Source organism: Desulfovibrio desulfopostgatei (genome assembly GCF_053570645.1).
In genome coordinates this window covers 257,696-272,235 of record NZ_JBRBQS010000002.1, presented here as the reverse complement: position 1 = coordinate 272,235, position 14,540 = coordinate 257,696, and the positions used below count along the sequence as shown (strand labels likewise).

At 60.3% G+C, this 14,540-nt stretch carries 11 protein-coding genes; 7 read left to right on the top strand and 4 right to left on the bottom strand.

Features of this window, described 5'->3' with window-relative positions; translation table 11 throughout:
- Positions 1–41: 41 nt before the first annotated feature.
- Positions 42–1,202, bottom strand: a complete 1,161-nt coding sequence (locus ACUZ9Q_RS01185) for an XdhC family protein (protein WP_192112188.1) — start codon at positions 1,200–1,202, stop codon at positions 42–44.
- A complete protein-coding gene (topA, locus tag ACUZ9Q_RS01180; RefSeq protein WP_192112187.1) occupies positions 1,195–3,435 on the bottom strand; it encodes a type I DNA topoisomerase in 2,241 nt (746 codons plus the stop codon). Before topA ends, ACUZ9Q_RS01185 begins: the two co-directional genes overlap by 8 nt.
- 394 nt (positions 3,436–3,829) lie before the next feature.
- Between topA and ACUZ9Q_RS01175 the strand changes: the two genes are divergently transcribed.
- The 6 genes from ACUZ9Q_RS01175 to ACUZ9Q_RS01150 all read left to right on the top strand — a co-directional run bounded on the left by ACUZ9Q_RS01175 (position 3,830) and on the right by ACUZ9Q_RS01150 (position 9,416).
- Entirely contained in the window at positions 3,830–4,540 is a 711-nt protein-coding gene (locus ACUZ9Q_RS01175; protein WP_297892822.1) for a hypothetical protein, read from the top strand.
- A gap of 123 nt (positions 4,541–4,663) precedes the next feature.
- The gene (traT, locus tag ACUZ9Q_RS01170) at positions 4,664–5,299 is read left to right on the top strand and encodes a complement resistance protein TraT (RefSeq protein WP_192112185.1); all 636 of its coding nucleotides are present in this window, start codon (positions 4,664–4,666) and stop codon (positions 5,297–5,299) included.
- 241 nt (positions 5,300–5,540) lie between these two features.
- Positions 5,541–6,674 (top strand): VgrG-related protein, encoded by a 1,134-nt coding sequence (locus ACUZ9Q_RS01165; protein WP_227118960.1) that lies wholly within the window; start codon positions 5,541–5,543, stop codon positions 6,672–6,674.
- A 12-nt stretch (positions 6,675–6,686) separates the two neighbouring features.
- A complete protein-coding gene (locus ACUZ9Q_RS01160) occupies positions 6,687–8,414 on the top strand; it encodes a glycosyltransferase family 9 protein (RefSeq protein ID WP_449247182.1) in 1,728 nt (575 codons plus the stop codon).
- 57 nt (positions 8,415–8,471) lie between these two features.
- Positions 8,472–9,077, top strand: coding sequence for a hypothetical protein (locus tag ACUZ9Q_RS01155; RefSeq protein ID WP_192112182.1), 606 nt, complete (start codon positions 8,472–8,474; stop codon positions 9,075–9,077).
- Positions 9,078–9,092: 15 nt separating this feature from the next.
- Positions 9,093–9,416 carry a hypothetical protein gene (locus tag ACUZ9Q_RS01150; RefSeq protein WP_192112181.1) on the top strand — a complete coding sequence of 108 codons (324 nt, stop codon included), beginning with the start codon at positions 9,093–9,095 and terminating at the stop codon, positions 9,414–9,416.
- A 388-nt stretch (positions 9,417–9,804) separates the two neighbouring features.
- Here ACUZ9Q_RS01150 and thiE read toward each other — a convergent pair whose 3' ends face one another.
- Both thiE and ACUZ9Q_RS01140 read right to left on the bottom strand, forming a co-directional pair.
- On the bottom strand, positions 9,805–10,452 hold the full coding sequence (gene thiE, locus ACUZ9Q_RS01145; protein ID WP_192112180.1) for a thiamine phosphate synthase: 648 nt from the start codon (positions 10,450–10,452) through the stop codon (positions 9,805–9,807).
- Between the two features lie 17 nt (positions 10,453–10,469).
- The gene (locus ACUZ9Q_RS01140) at positions 10,470–11,516 is read right to left on the bottom strand and encodes a DUF362 domain-containing protein (protein ID WP_449247181.1); all 1,047 of its coding nucleotides are present in this window, start codon (positions 11,514–11,516) and stop codon (positions 10,470–10,472) included.
- A gap of 119 nt (positions 11,517–11,635) precedes the next feature.
- On the opposite strand from ACUZ9Q_RS01140, the gene ACUZ9Q_RS01135 reads away from it, so the two are divergent.
- The gene (locus ACUZ9Q_RS01135; protein ID WP_449247180.1) at positions 11,636–14,404 is read left to right on the top strand and encodes a mechanosensitive ion channel domain-containing protein; all 2,769 of its coding nucleotides are present in this window, start codon (positions 11,636–11,638) and stop codon (positions 14,402–14,404) included.
- Positions 14,405–14,540 lie beyond the last annotated feature (136 nt).

Sequence of the window (14,540 nt, the reverse complement as noted above, 5' to 3'; positions counted from 1 at the left end):
ATTCTGGCCGGGCAGTTAGATTATTTCATTCGCCAACGGCTCTAGTCGTCAAATCGCAGGCGCACCAGGGTCCCGGCACGGGCGGCCAGCAATTCGGCCACAATGGAAACTGCAATCTGCTGCGGTGTCTCCGCCTCTATGGAAAGGCCAATGGGGCAGCATACGGCAGCCAGTTCCGCATCTGGCACCCCCTGCTTGCGCAAAGCGGCATACACCTGTTCGCGCTTGGTTCTGCTACCAATCATGCCCACATACTGGGCATGACTTGTCAGAGCCTGAGCCAGGGCCTCGCGGTCAAAACTGTGCCCGCGCGTGATAATGGCCACAAAATGCCTGCGCCCGATATCGCAGGTCTGCACAAGGTTCTCGTAGCCAGGCAAAACCCGGCAATGGCGGGCCATGGGGAAGCGCCCCGCATTGGAAAACTCTTCGCGGTCGTCCACCACATCCACCACAAAGCCGCAGGAATGGGCCAGCCGCGCAACTTCCAGCGACACATGCCCGCCGCCGCACAGCAAGAGCACGGGCGGCGCATCCAGAGGTTCCACGTAAAGGATGCGCCCGTCAACATCTACCAGCCCGGGGCGGCCCTTGCGCGTCTCCAGCAGGGGGGTTACCGCGTCCAGCCCCACGGTCACGCCTTCGGTCAAAACGGCATGTTCCGGCAAGGCGTCCACAAACAGCCGCCTCTGCGGGGTTTCCCCCTCGCCATGCAGCGAAACGCCGTCCTGGCGCAGTTCAACCAGCCATGCACCCCGACCGCCCAGCCGCAGTACTTCTGCCGCGAGGGCGAACATTTCAGCCTGACGGGGTGCAAGCACCTCGCACAGCACTTCCATGCCGCCGCCGCAGATCATGTCGCTGTTGGGCGTAAAGCCGCTCATGTCGCACGAAACACGCGCAGAAAGGCCGCTTGCAAGGCTGTTGCGGGCCGCTTCCATGGCGCGCGCTTCAAGCAGGCCGCCGCCCACTGTACCTTCAAATCCGTTGCGAGTCTGAAGGGCGCGGGTTCCGGCTTCGCGCGGGGCAGAGCCTGTGCGGCTCACCACGGTCACAAGCACCAGAGGTTCGCCCCCAGTCAGCAGGGCCGCAGCGCGGGCTTCAAGCGTGTCTTCCCACGGGGTTGTCACCAGAGATTCCGGCGTGCCCTTGGGGCCTTCGCCGGCTGAAGGCAACAGAGAGGCATCGTTTTTCTTACCCATCTCCATCCTCCTTCACATAGCCGCAGCCCTTGACCGGGCAGATGACTTTTGCGCCATCGCGGCTTTTCTTTTCGATCAGATAGGGCGAATTGCACCGTGGGCAGGGGCCGGGCACGGGCTTGTCCCACAGGGCAAAATCACACTGCGGGTACTGGTCGCATGAATAAAATATCTTGCCGCGCTTGGTGCTTTTTTCCACCAGAGACCCTTTGCCGCAACGTGGGCAAGGCACCCCGGTGGAAAGCGGAGCCGCGTACTTGCAATCAGGATAGCCCGTGCAGGCAATGAAGCTGCTGCCAGTGCGGGACTTCTTGATCACCAGGTCTTTGCCGCACTGCGGGCAGTCTCCTACCTTTTCATACTGGGGCTTTTCCTGGGCCACGGCTTCCACGGTGCCGTCTTCCGTACGCTCAAAATTGCTGGTGTAGCGGCATTCCGGATAGCCGGAACAGGCCAGAAAAGCCCCGGCCTTGCCAAACTTGATGAGCAGATCCTTGCCGCACTCCGGGCAGGGCAGGTTTGCGGGCATGCCCCCCTTGAGGCTCTTCATATTCTTGGACGCAGCAGCCAGCGTGGGATTGAAATCTTCCGAAAAACGCCGCAGCAGTTCGACCCACTGTTCCTGACCTTCGGCCACCTTGTCCAGGTTTTCTTCCATCTGGGCGGTGAAACCCACGTCCATGAGCTTGCCGAAATGCTCCACAAGCTGGGTGCATACCACGCGCCCAAGGTCGGTGGGCACAAAATGGCGCTCTTTCAGGCTCACGTATTCCCTGTCCTGAAGGGTGGAAATAATGGCCGCATAAGTGGAAGGACGCCCGATGCCCAGTTCTTCCAGCTCGCGCACAAGGCTTGCTTCGCTAAAGCGGGCCGGGGGCTGGGTGAACTTCTGCTCCTTGTCGAGCTTTTCGAGCGTGAGCGTCTGCCCTGCGGTCAGAGGCGGCAGTTCAGCGTCCGCCTCATCCTTGCCGCGCGGCATGGCCGCCAGAAAACCGGGGAACAACAGGCGCTCGCCCTTGGCCTTCCACTGCGTATGCGCGCAGGCAATACTGGCCGTGGTGTCGTGAAAGCGCGCCCCGGCCATCTGCGAGGCCACAAAGCGCGACCAGATGAGCCGATAAAGATTGTACTGCTCCGGCGGCAGGTGAGTTTTCACCTCATCGGGCGTGATGGTCACATCAACAGGGCGGATGGCTTCATGCGCGTCCTGCGCGCCGCCCTTGGCCTTGTAGACCCTGGCCCGCTTGGGCAGATATTCCTTGCCAAAGCTGCCTTCAATAAAGGCCTTGGCTGCATCGCGGGCTTCATCGGCAATGCGTGTGGAGTCGGTACGCATGTAAGTGATGAGGGCCGTAAGCCCCCTGTCGCCCAGTTCAACGCCTTCGTACAGACGCTGGGCAATATTCATGGTGCGCTTGGCAGTGTACGAAAGGCGCTGGTTGGCAGCCTGCTGCAAGGTTGAGGTAATGAAGGGCGGCTGCGGGGCGCGTTCGCGCTCTTTTTCTTCCACGCTTTCTACCACAAAGGGCTTGCCCGCCATGGCGTCTTCAATATCCTTGGCCTGGGCCGCATTGCTGACCACGGCCTTTTTTCCGCCTACCTTGGCAAGCTCGGCCTTGAACGGCGGCGGCACGTCGGCTGCCAGCAAGGCTTTGAACAGCCAGTATTCTTCGGGCTTGAAGACCTCGCGGGCCTCCTCGCGCTCAACAATGAGGCGCAGGGCCACCGACTGCACGCGCCCGGCAGAAATGCCGCGCTTGATGGACTTCCACAGCAGGGGCGAAATTTTGTAGCCCACCAGACGATCCAGCACACGGCGGGCCTGCTGCGCGTCAAAAAGATGTCCGTTGAGCTCGCGCGGGTGCGCCAAGGCTTCTTTCACCGCCTTGGCCGTGATTTCGTTAAACTGGATGCGTTTGATATCCTTGGCTTTGTCGCGGATAAGTTCCGCCACATGCCAGGCAATGGCCTCTCCCTCGCGGTCGGGGTCGGGCGCGAGATATACGGTATCGGCCTTGGAAGCGGCCGCGCGGAGTTCGCTGACCACATTTTTTTTATTGTCTATAACCTCGTAGTGCGGCGCAAAATCGTTGGCTTCGTCCACACCAAGCGAGCTGGACGGCAGGTCGCGCACATGGCCAACACTGGCCTGCACCATGTACTGCGGCCCCAGAAACTTCTTGATGGTCTTCACCTTGGCGGGTGATTCCACAATGATAAGCTGTTTGCCCATGCTGCCCCTCGGTTATCTCGTGCTTGCCGGCAAAAAACGTGCGGCCCTGTTAACGCTCACGCCATCGCGTGGCTGCCGCGCGCACCCTGCACCGTCACTTATATGGTTGCCAGCGCGGCGTTTTCACGCAATTTTTCTTGCGTGCAATCGCAACGCAACACGCCCGCGCAACGATTATTTTCCGTTGCCAAAATCCATTGCAGCGCCATAACGCCCCGTTGGCGGCAATGCGCGACACAACCAATAGCGTCAAGTACGAAGCATTTGTCAAGTCCCGACCTGTCTCAGCTCCATACGCCAGCACCGCTTATCCTGGGGGCAACCGTGCCAAACTGGACAGCAAGGCCAATCTGCGCTATTTATGATAGTGTCGTTCAAAATTGCAAGGAAGCATATGACAATCTGTTTTCTGCCACGTAACTTTTTTGCGGCTCTGTGCCTGCTGACCATGTTTGCTTTTGGCGCGGGTTGCGCCACGCATCAGGAGCAGCCGGGCACCCCGCCTGCCGCAGATTCCGGAGCGCAGCCAGGCAGCGATGCAGATGTTTCTGATGCACCGCTGCAAAGTGTGCAGGTGCGCAAAGGGCAGACCGTGCACGTGGCAGTGAGCGGCGGCGATGCCTCGTTTAACGCCGACTTTGAATCCATGCTCACGAGTTATTTGCAGAGCGAAAAAGATCTGACCCCCGCCGATTCGGCGCAAAAGGCAGACTTGCTCATACGCGTGAAGGTAGAGGACATATACCCTCTGGGTTCGCGCAACGCGCCTGTGAGCGCAGGGCATGCCCTGGGTTCAACCGCCACCGGAGCCATGCTGGGCGTGCTGCTTGGCGGCACAACCGGCGGCAGAAGCGGGGCAGCCTGGGGGGCAGGCGCCGGAGCGGCCCTTGGCCTGGGCGTGGCCCTACTGGACAGTTCCGGCAAAAGCAAAATATGGGGAATGAAAGCTCTCGTGGGCGTGGGCCGCAACGGACGGGAACCGTCAGATGCGGACATGCACCGCACCACGGTGCGCGCTGAGGGAGCCAACATGGGCAAGGAGGAAATCCTGCCCGCCCTAGAGGACACATTAAGCCGAAAGATTCTCGAGTCGCTGCGCTCCTGATTTCGCGCCAACGCTATCCGCATTCCAGCCCTCGCCCCGCGAGGCTGGTCGCAAATATTATCTCCCCCCCGAATACAACTCAGATCCGCGCCTTTTTTGGCGGCGGCATCTCAAAGGAGCAGTATGTCCTTTATCCGCTATATTCTGATGCTGTGCCTGGCCGTTGCCTCCCTGTGCGGGTGCGTGCGCCAACCGGCGGACGCCGCACGTGTGGAAGTGCTGCGTCAGGGCCAGATTGAGGAGCCGGAAGCCGATGTGAACATCCATCCGGCGGTTTATGTTAATGTGCGCGATAATACCAACAAGGTTTTCGGCCTGCGCACCCAGGTGGAAACATGGCTGCAACGCCAGGGCTATACGGTAGTGCCAAACCCCAGCGAGGCTGGCTACATCCTCCAGATAGTCGTGCTTGCTGCCGGGACGACCGCACCGGAAACCGCCCGCCAGGTGGTGACTGCAGGGTATGACGCCCCCTCGCAACTGAGCGGCAAGGGCGGCACCGCCCTGGTGGCGGATGTTTTGCTGGTGCAGCGCCATGTCCCCAGCACTCAGGGTTCCCGCCGCACAAACCTCAAAAACATTGGCAAACGCAATGCCGTTGGCAGCAGCCAGATGCGCATTGCCCTGCTCGTCCATCAGGAATTCAAGACGGGCGCGGGCATGCCCCCGGTCTTTGCCGAAACGCTTGCCAAGGAACTGGCGACTTCCGTTCACAGCGCCAACACCGAAGAAGCACCAGCCCAACCCGCCAAGCAGTAACCGCTTCCGCTCGGAAGGGGCAGCCTGATCCCATACCCCATTGCCTTTCCCAAGGGCAACCGATGCTGTCGGTTGCCCTTGTTATTGATGGCAACCCTCACGGGTTCCTCCGCCAGCGTCAGCATTCCGGCGCAGGCCCGACCCGCAAAATATAACCTGTCGTTTTACCCGCGCATATCCAGAGTTGGCACTGTACTTGCTTTTTCCTCAACGCGGAGCCTCAGGCCCGCAGGAGGAACACATGGCACTTTCCAATTTTCTGATCCGCCCCCCATCTGATGCACAAAAGGCCCAGGCGGGAGCACCACGCCGCACTGCGCCTGCGCAGGCCGGAAACCCTGCGTCCTTTGCCAACATCATGAGCGGCCAGACCACCAATGCGGAAAACGCCAGCACGGCCGAAATGCAGCGTGCAGGCATGGCCCTGGCTGGAAATACGGGGCAGCAGGGCATGGTACTGGCAGGGCGTTCGCCCAGCGATCTTGCCCGCGCGCAGGTGTTCAGCAAGGCAGAAACCGACATGCGCCAGACCAAGGCCATTGACAGCCTCATGCAGACAGTATCAGGCGGCAACTCAACCCTTGATCTTGCCCGCAGCATGGGTACTGCCCGCCATCTGCGCTCCATGACCAGCGCCATGGACAACCGCATCAAGGGACTCAACATGGGCGATTTTGTCCATTCGCGCACCCAGCCCCAGGCTCAGGCCCGCACCAAACCCTCGCATAAGGTAGAGGACATGGAGCTCGGCCAGCTTTCAGCCCGCTTTGAGTCTGGCAGCGACGGCATTGCCGCCGTGGGCTATGACCGCAATGGTGGTACCTCCTACGGCAAGTATCAGGTATCGTCCCGCGCGGGCAGCCTGAAGGATTTTTTAGATTTTCTGGATACGGAAGCCCCGGATCTTTCCAAGCGCCTGCGCTCCTCCGGCCCCGGCAACACGGGCAGCCGCAAGGGCGCCATGCCCGACACGTGGCGAGCCATCGCCAGCGAACAGCCCGAGCGTTTTGAGGATCTTCAGGAGGCCTTTGTACGTCAGAGCCATTACAAGCCCGCGCTGGATTCCATCGCACAACGCATCGGCCTGAACCCAGACAAGGTTTCCACAGCCATGCGCGAGGTTATCTGGAGCACATCCGTACAGCACGGCCCTGCTGGCGCAGCACGCATATTCGAGCGGGCGCACGCCATGAGCGGCAAACCGACCGATGCGGCCTATGAGCGCAACCTCATCAACAACGTGTACAACATACGCGTGGGGCAGTTCGGATCTTCCGACAGCAATATTCAGGCAGCCGTGGCCAACCGCTTCAAGCAGGAAAAGGCCCTGGCCCTGAACCTTCTGAACGGCGGCAAAACCTCGGCGCTGGCATAAGGCAGTCAACCAATGGAGACCACCTGCTCTGCGGCTGACCGCTCAGGCACCACACTGGTCATCAACCTGACGCGATTTGGCGACCTGCTGCAATGCCAGCCCCTCATTGAAGATCTGCATTGTCAGGGCCAGGCAGTGCATCTGGTGTGCCTGGACAATTTTTCCAGCGCCCAGCCCCTGCTGCGCCATGTGGAGCGCACCTGGCCCCTGCCCGGCGCGCGGCTCATGGCCGACATGGACAAGGATTGGCGCATCGCAACGGCGCTTCTGCTGGAATTTGCCCGCGCCGTCAGGAGCGAGGCCAGGCCCGACTGCGTCGTCAACCTGACCACTACCCTGCCTGCGCGGCTGCTCACTGGCCTGCTGGCTGGCGGGCAGGTGGACGGGCAGGCCAAAATTCGAGGTTTCTGCCTAGACGCGCACGGTTTTGGGCAAAACAGGGGCATCTGGTCCACATTTCTGAACAGCGGCGCTACAAACCGACTGAGCGCCCCCTTTAATCTTGCGGATATGTTCCGCATGGTGGGCGCTCCGCACACGCCAGCAGCCGCAGACGTGCAACCACGCCAGCGGCTGGCTGATCCGCCCGGGGAAGCCCTGGTTGCGGCGGACGCCCTGCTTGCCGAGGCTCCGCCAGAGACATGCGGTTTTGTGGCCATGCAGCTGGGCGCAAGCGAAGCCCGGCGGCAGTGGCCCGCACATTTTTTTGCCGAGGTGGGCGACCGGCTGTGGCGCGATCGCAAGCTCTGCCCGGTGCTGCTTGGCTCACCTGCCGAACGCCCGCTGGCCGAGGCCTATGCCCAGGCTGCCCAAGGGCATTGGGTGGATGCCGTGGGCAAGACCAACCTCACCCAACTGGCGGCACTGCTACGCCGGTCAAAATTGTTGTTTACCAACGATACCGGAACGATGCATCTAGCTGCTGGCCTTGGCGTGCCCTGCCTGGCCATATTTCTAGCCACGGCCCAGCCCTGCGACACCGGCCCCTATTTGCCCGGATGCTGCTGCCTGGAACCTGCCCTGCCCTGCCATCCCTGCCCCTTTGGCCGCCCCTGCCCCAATAATCTGGCATGTGTGACGCACATCAGCCCCCGGAGCGTGGAATCCCTCGCCCTGTCATGGCTTGACGCTGGACGATGGGATGCCGCACCGCTTGACCTTGTGGGGCGCGAGGCCCGCGTATGGCTGACGGAACAGGATGACAAGGGCTTTATGACCGTGCGCTGCCTTACGGAGCACGCCGCCGAGGATCGCAGCCTCTGGCTTGCGCAGCAGCGGATTTTCTGGCGTCAGATACTTGACGAACTGGACAGCGCGGCCCGGCCCGCAGCGGCGGAGCAAGGGAGCTCGGATACACGTCAGCCTGAAGAAAATGCCCCTTCATCATCTGCACATGGCACCGCCCATGCGGACGATTCGGCTGGCGCTTTTTCTGCCGGATTTTCGCAACGTATGGCGGCATCGCTGGAGCAGGCCGCACAACTTTTTGAAATGCTTACGCAACAAGGACAACTGCTGGGCAAAAGCCCCAAGGCAGGACAATTGTTTTTACGCAATTGCGAACGCCTGCAAACGGTTTTTGACGCCTGCCCCGAGCTGCGCTCATTGGGGGCCTTCTGGCGTGAACTGCGCCAGGAACGCGGCGACCGGCTGGACGACCTGCTGGAGCTTACTGCCCAGCTTGGCGCGCATTTCGTTATCTGGCGCCATAAATTTACTGATGGCACGTCATTTGCTTAAACATACTCAGAACACATTACGGTAAAATCTTCCCTGTGGGGAGAGGAGGGAACTGGAATGATAATCATAGACGGCTCACAAAGCGAAAAAAGTATTTCTGCCTTTGCCAACCTTGAGGAACTGCTCAAAGATGTCATGCAGGAAGACCAGATGACCAACCGCGTGGTCACGGACGTTCTGGTAAACAACGAAGCGTTTTCCGAGATCTATCCGCATCAGGCCGAAGACATCGCCTGCTCCGAAATTTCTTCCATTGAGGTGCGCTCCGTGCCCATGGCTGAAATGGCTGTGGACATGTCCGCCGAAATGGGCAAGGTCGCCCAGATGATGGCCCACGGTTCGCGCGAAGTGGCCCGGTTGTTCCGCGCCGCCTCCGACACTGACGCCCTGGAACTTTTTCAGGATCTGCTGGACGTGACCCGCGACTTCATGGGCATGCTGGGTGAACTGCGCACCAACTACACGGATGGCGCTCTGCCCGATTTTGCCGAAAAAACCGAAAAATTTTCCAGCCTGCTTTCTGAAATGGGCGACGTGCTGGAAAACGAAGACTGGATTCTCCTGGCTGACCTGCTTGAATATGAATTCATCCCGCTGTGCGACGATTGGCGCGCCACCAGCGAGATTCTGCACAAGCAGGTTGCCGAACACATGGCCCAATAGGCCTCAGGAGCTTGCATGAATCAGGGAGTATGCCTTCTTGATGAAGCGCTGAACCTTGCCCGCCTGGAAATGGCGGCACTGGAGGACGGCGCATACGACAGGGCGGTCGAGCTTGCCGAAAGGCGGGGCGAAGTGACCAGCATGGCCTGGCACATGCTGGAAGACAGCCAGGCCGACCAATACAGAACTCACCTGATTGAGCTGGCCCGTGTGCAGGATCAGCTGACGGAACTTGCCACCAGGGCGCACAGCGAAATCAGGTCGCAGTTGCAACGCTCACGCCTTGAAAGTCGCCGCATGCGCGGCTACCACAGGGCAGTGGGCCAGGCTCTGCAATAGCGCACCGTGCGTTCAGAATCATAAGTGGCGGCATACGCAACAGCGTGTGCCGCCACTTTTTTTGATGCTGGCCCGCTCCAGGTGTAGAGTGTCAACACGTTGTTCACCCTTCCCTTCACTCGGTATGTTGTTGTCTGGTAACACCAGCTTTACCGATTTATGAAAGGTGAACAACCTATTGGAATATTACATCTAGGGGCTGTTTCTAAATAAAAGATTTTGCGCCGAGGACAAGGAAAACAGTTTTTTTACGACAGGAGCGGACTCGCTTTAGCCGTTGCGACGCAGGAAGCTACGGATAAAGACAGCAGCGCTTTTTGTCCATGACTGGAGTAAAAAATGCTGGATGACGCAGTGATCGGCCAAAAGAATTATTTAGAAACAGGCCCTACCCCACCATGCCTTCACGCATGGCCTTGCGCACATCTTCCACTCTGGTCCGGATGTCGGGCGCGCCGACCAGTTCGCTCACAAGCGAGCAGCAGCGCGCGCCGTGCCGCGCGACTTCCGCAATGTTATGCCGCTTGATGCCGCCAATGGCCACAAAGGGCAAATCCCCATTGCGGGCGACCCAATCCAGATACTCGTACCCAACGGGATCGACCACGTCTTCCTTGGTGTTGGTGGCAAAGATCGGCCCCACGCCGATGTAGTCCGCACCGAGGCTGCGGGCTTCGCGGGCCTGCTCCGGCAGGTGGGTGGAAAGGCCGATGATCATTTCCGGCCCCACGAGGCTGCGCACGGCGGGAACAGGCAGATCCTCCTGCCCCACATGCACGCCGTCTGCCTGCACCAGCATGGCGATATCCACGTGGTCGTTGACGATAAAGCAGGCTCCGGCCTCCCTGGTCAGCCGCCGCAACAGGCGGCATTCCTCCAGCATGGCACCGGATTTCAGTTTTTTTTCGCGATATTGCAAAATGCGCACGCCTGCCCCCATAAGGGCGGAAACAACTTCTTCAAGCGGCCTTCCCAGTGAAAGACCGGCATCCGTGATGGCATAAATATCCGTTTCTCCAGGCAGGATTCTGGGCATATGAGGCTCCTTGGCGGCTATTTTCTGAACGCCGCAACAATGCGGCGAAAACAACTGTGTACAAAGCGGGCAGGATGAAAGGACGTGTGCGAAAGCTCCGCTGGCAACTGGAACCCGGCAGATGAAAAATCCAAGGGGGTTCGCAGGGGAAAGACAGCCCGAACACCGTCATTTTCCTCTGCCGCGGCGCTGCCCCAGGCATGACGGCGGCACAGGGCCGCACCTAGTGGCACATTCTGCGGCGCAAGGCCCAATACGGCATACAGCGCCTCGTCCAGCGCCACGGCAGAGGCGCTGGCCCCTACCACGCCCAAGGCAAATGGGCTGCCGTTGCTCGGCCCTGTCACATGCATGGCCGTAACGCCGTCCGCAACTGCGGCAACAGGGGGCAAGGCCGCCCACAACGCAGCAAGGCAGTCGGCAAAGAACAGGGGGTCGCGCCCCTCGCGGGCGTGAGCAAAAGCCTTGTGCAGGCCGCGCACGCAACCAAAACAGTTTTTGACGGAGAGCGTCACCAGCATCTGCGCATGGGCCTTGACCCGGGGAACCGACACAATAAAATCGCTCTCAAGTGCCAGACGCGCCACATGAAATCGCGATCCGCCCGCCTGCAAACCTGCCTTTTGCGCCGCTTCCCCCTCAAGGGGCAGGGGTACCGGCTGCGCAGGGCCGATCTCTTCAACTTCAAGGCCCAGAGGGCGCAAAGCTGCTTCAAGCCCCACAGCCCGGGCCACAGAGGCCGCGCGTCCAAAACCCGGCGAATCCGCCACGCGCACCCGCGCACCGTGATCCATAAGCCAGGCGCATACTGCGGCCACAACCTGCGGCGAGGTGCAAGCAAGGGGCTTTGCCAGCAAAAGATTGGGTTTTACCAGCACGCGCGCACCGGGGCGCAGGGGGCAAAGCTCCGTCAGGCGGGCAGCGTCCATGACTTCGCCCACAGCCCTGCCCAAGCCGGGATCATGATAATCCTCTTGCTGCAACAAGGCCACGGGCAGTGAAGCCGGGGCGGCGACAGGGCTGTTTTCCAGCCCGGAAGGCGGGGTGTTGATGCCGTTTTCCATGTCCGGACTATGCCGCCCGTCCGGCTCCTTGTAAAGACCACGGCCTTTTCAAACGGCCTTTCTTGACGTATGGAAGGGCATCCACCTTCAGGGACAACCGACTGTAATCTGAGGATTCCATGCACGCACCCAAATTGCTGATAACCGCCCTTTTATTGACCCTGTGCTGTGCCCTGGCCTCTCCCGCCGTATTTGCGGCGGAACCGACCCCCGCCGCCAAACAGGATACCCCCAAGGCAGACGCCGCCAAGCCTGACACTGCCAAGCCCGATGCAGCCAAACAGGACGCCCCCAAGGGCGAGAAGGCCGACAAGTCTGACAAAGCCGACAAGCCCGCCGTCAAGACTGACGCCAAAGCCGATGCAAAAGCTGATGCAAAAGCAGACGCCAAGGCGGACGCAAAAGCGGACCAAAAGGCGGACCAAAAGGCGGACGACAAGGCTGAATCCAAGGTTGACACCAACGAAGAACCCGCCATTGCCACACTGCCCCTGCGCGATCCATGGGAAATGGTCTGGAGCGGGCAAAAGGCCATGCTCGATGAAATTACCCAGAAGGCCACGGCCATGGGTGATACCTTTGCCCAGCGGTCAACCAATCTGAGCCAGAAAGTTCAGCCCTTCATGGAAGAAGCGCGGCGTCTGCTGGTGCTGCTCAATACGTATAAAAACTGGCCCAACCCCGTTGAGGCCGTCAGCCGCCGCATCACAGCCACGGTGCTTGATCTGCGCAAGATGCTTGACCCTGTGCTGGTTGCGCGCAGCGAGGCCCAGGCCCTGCTGGAACGCGTTGGCTATCTGGCCGACAGCATGCCTGAAGACCTGCACGATGGCAGCCTTAGCCCGGAAATGCAGGAATACGGCAAAACGCTGGCGCTCACCCGCCTGCGCCTTACAGCCGTTCTGGCCCAGTACGACTCGGCCCTTGCTCCTGCTCTGGCGCTCATCAAGCGGCTGGAAAAGATGCAGGACGAGATCAACGCCCAGATCCCCCTGCTGTGGAAAAACTATTATCTGCAAAGCCCGGTGCCCTGGCTCAGCCCTGATGCATGGGCCGACTTTGGGCGGCAGATGCACTATTCCGTTCAGGGCATGATCCTGCGCCTGCCTGTGGAAGTTCCTGTTACGCTTGAGCGCTGGGGCACGGCAGTGCTGCGCTTTATCCTCGGCCTGCTGCTTACCGGCGTGCTCACCGTGTTGCTGTACCGCCGCTGGGCCGCGCAGGACAAGGACGAAAACAGCACCCTGCGGCATGTTTTCCGCGTCAGTCTACCCTGGCTGTGCGTGGGGCTGGCATTTCTCGGCAGTTCCATGTCCGCATCCGGTGAATTCTTTCGACTGTTTCTGGCCCTGGGCAATTTGTGTCTCATTGTGGCCCAGATACATCTGGCATGGGACCTGCGCCTGCTGAAATACCCTGAAGTGCCTCGCCAAAAGCCGCCCTTCTGGATACTTATCCAGCCAACGCTGTGTTCATACGTTCTGCTTTATCTGCCGCTGACCAAGCCTCTGGTGCTGGTTATCTGGCTGTGCATCGTTATTATTTCCATTGTGCGGCAGCACCGCAGGCCCAAGCTTGATCTTGGCCCCATGCATGTGGAAACCAGCGTGCTTGAATGTGAACCCATTGTGCTGTGGATATGCCTTGTGCTGACCCTGGCCGGGCTGCACATCTACAGCATGGTGCTGTATCTGCTCTTTGTTTCCTGCTCGCTGGCCCTGCAACTCTGCATGGGGGGCATGTCTCTTGTCAGCAGCCTCAACGACAAGCTGCCTCAGGAAGGCGTGCGCGCTGCCCTTGCTCACCTTGCCGTGGCGCTCTCCGCCCCTGTGGTGCTGGTTGCGGCCTTTGTGGGCGTTTCGCAGTGGGTCGGCACATTGCCCGGCGGCATGTACCTGCTCCAGCATTATGTCCTGCGCGGCGTCAACGTGGGCGCTACGCAGTTCAACGTTGTGCACCTGCTGCTTATCATCACCATGTTCTACCTGACCCGCACGGCGGTTGCCATGGGCTCGCGCTTTCTGGCGCGCCTGCCCAAGCAGGGGCTGGCTATTGACGCCACACTCATCCCGCCCATGCAGACGGCCTTTACCTATGCGCTGTGGTGCTGCTTCGGCCTGTTCGCCCTGCGCGCCGTGGGCATGGAACTGAGCAACCTCGCCATGGTAGCCGGTGGTCTTTCTGTCGGTATCGGTTTCGGCATGCAGACCATCGTCAACAACTTCCTGTCGGGTCTGATACTGATCTTCAGCCGCACTCTCCAGGCGGGCGATGTGGTGGAAGTGGGCGGCACTCAGGGCCGTGTGCGCAAAATCAGCGTGCGCGCCACAATGGTGGAAACCTTTGACAATGCCCTGATCATTGTCCCCAACTCGGAATTTGTGGCCAGCCGCCTTATCAACTGGACGCGCAACAGCCGCACCGTGCGCAGGGAAATCAAGGTCGGCGTGGCCTATGGCTCCGATGCCAATGCGGTGATGAAAATCCTGCTGGCAACGGCCAACGCCAATAGCAACGTGCTCAAATATCCCCCGCCGAGCGTGGCCTTTGCGGATTTTGGGGCCAGTACGCTTGATTTCAGTCTGAGGTTCTGGGTGCGGGATTATGACGTGTCTGTTTCCACAGCCTCGGACATTCGCGTGGAAATCGAACGCGAATTCCGCGAACAGCGCATTGAAATCGCCTTCCCGCAGCTTGATGTGAACATCAAGGAACTGCCGCCTCGCACAAGGGCCCCCCAACCGCCGACCAAGCCGCGCGCAAGTAAAAGACGCGCGCCGCGCCGTCCGCACAAGGTGCTGCCTGCCGGGGCCAAAGGCAAGCCGGAGGCCAAAAATGCGCCAGCCGCTGCCCCCGATGACGGGGACGATGACGAGAACAACAACTAAGCGCTTTCCGCGCGAATGATCGCCGCCGCAATGCCCGGTTATCACGCGGGCATTGCGGGCGGGCCTTGCAAAGCAGGGAAACGCGCTCTTGCAGCCCAGTTTTAACCGGCGCATCCGCGCCCGAACCACAGGAGAA

Coding starts and splice junctions, on each gene's coding strand:
- ACUZ9Q_RS01150 (WP_192112181.1), top strand. CDS start 9,093: ATGAATCAGGGAGTATGCCTTCTTGATGAAGCGCTGAACCTTGCCCGC.
- ACUZ9Q_RS01135 (WP_449247180.1), top strand. CDS start 11,636: ATGCACGCACCCAAATTGCTGATAACCGCCCTTTTATTGACCCTGTGC.
- ACUZ9Q_RS01160 (WP_449247182.1), top strand. CDS start 6,687: ATGGAGACCACCTGCTCTGCGGCTGACCGCTCAGGCACCACACTGGTC.
- ACUZ9Q_RS01185 (WP_192112188.1), bottom strand. CDS start 1,202: ATGGGTAAGAAAAACGATGCCTCTCTGTTGCCTTCAGCCGGCGAAGGC.
- ACUZ9Q_RS01175 (WP_297892822.1), top strand. CDS start 3,830: ATGACAATCTGTTTTCTGCCACGTAACTTTTTTGCGGCTCTGTGCCTG.
- ACUZ9Q_RS01155 (WP_192112182.1), top strand. CDS start 8,472: ATGATAATCATAGACGGCTCACAAAGCGAAAAAAGTATTTCTGCCTTT.
- traT (WP_192112185.1), top strand. CDS start 4,664: ATGTCCTTTATCCGCTATATTCTGATGCTGTGCCTGGCCGTTGCCTCC.
- ACUZ9Q_RS01165 (WP_227118960.1), top strand. CDS start 5,541: ATGGCACTTTCCAATTTTCTGATCCGCCCCCCATCTGATGCACAAAAG.
- ACUZ9Q_RS01140 (WP_449247181.1), bottom strand. CDS start 11,516: ATGGAAAACGGCATCAACACCCCGCCTTCCGGGCTGGAAAACAGCCCT.
- topA (WP_192112187.1), bottom strand. CDS start 3,435: ATGGGCAAACAGCTTATCATTGTGGAATCACCCGCCAAGGTGAAGACC.
- thiE (WP_192112180.1), bottom strand. CDS start 10,452: ATGCCCAGAATCCTGCCTGGAGAAACGGATATTTATGCCATCACGGAT.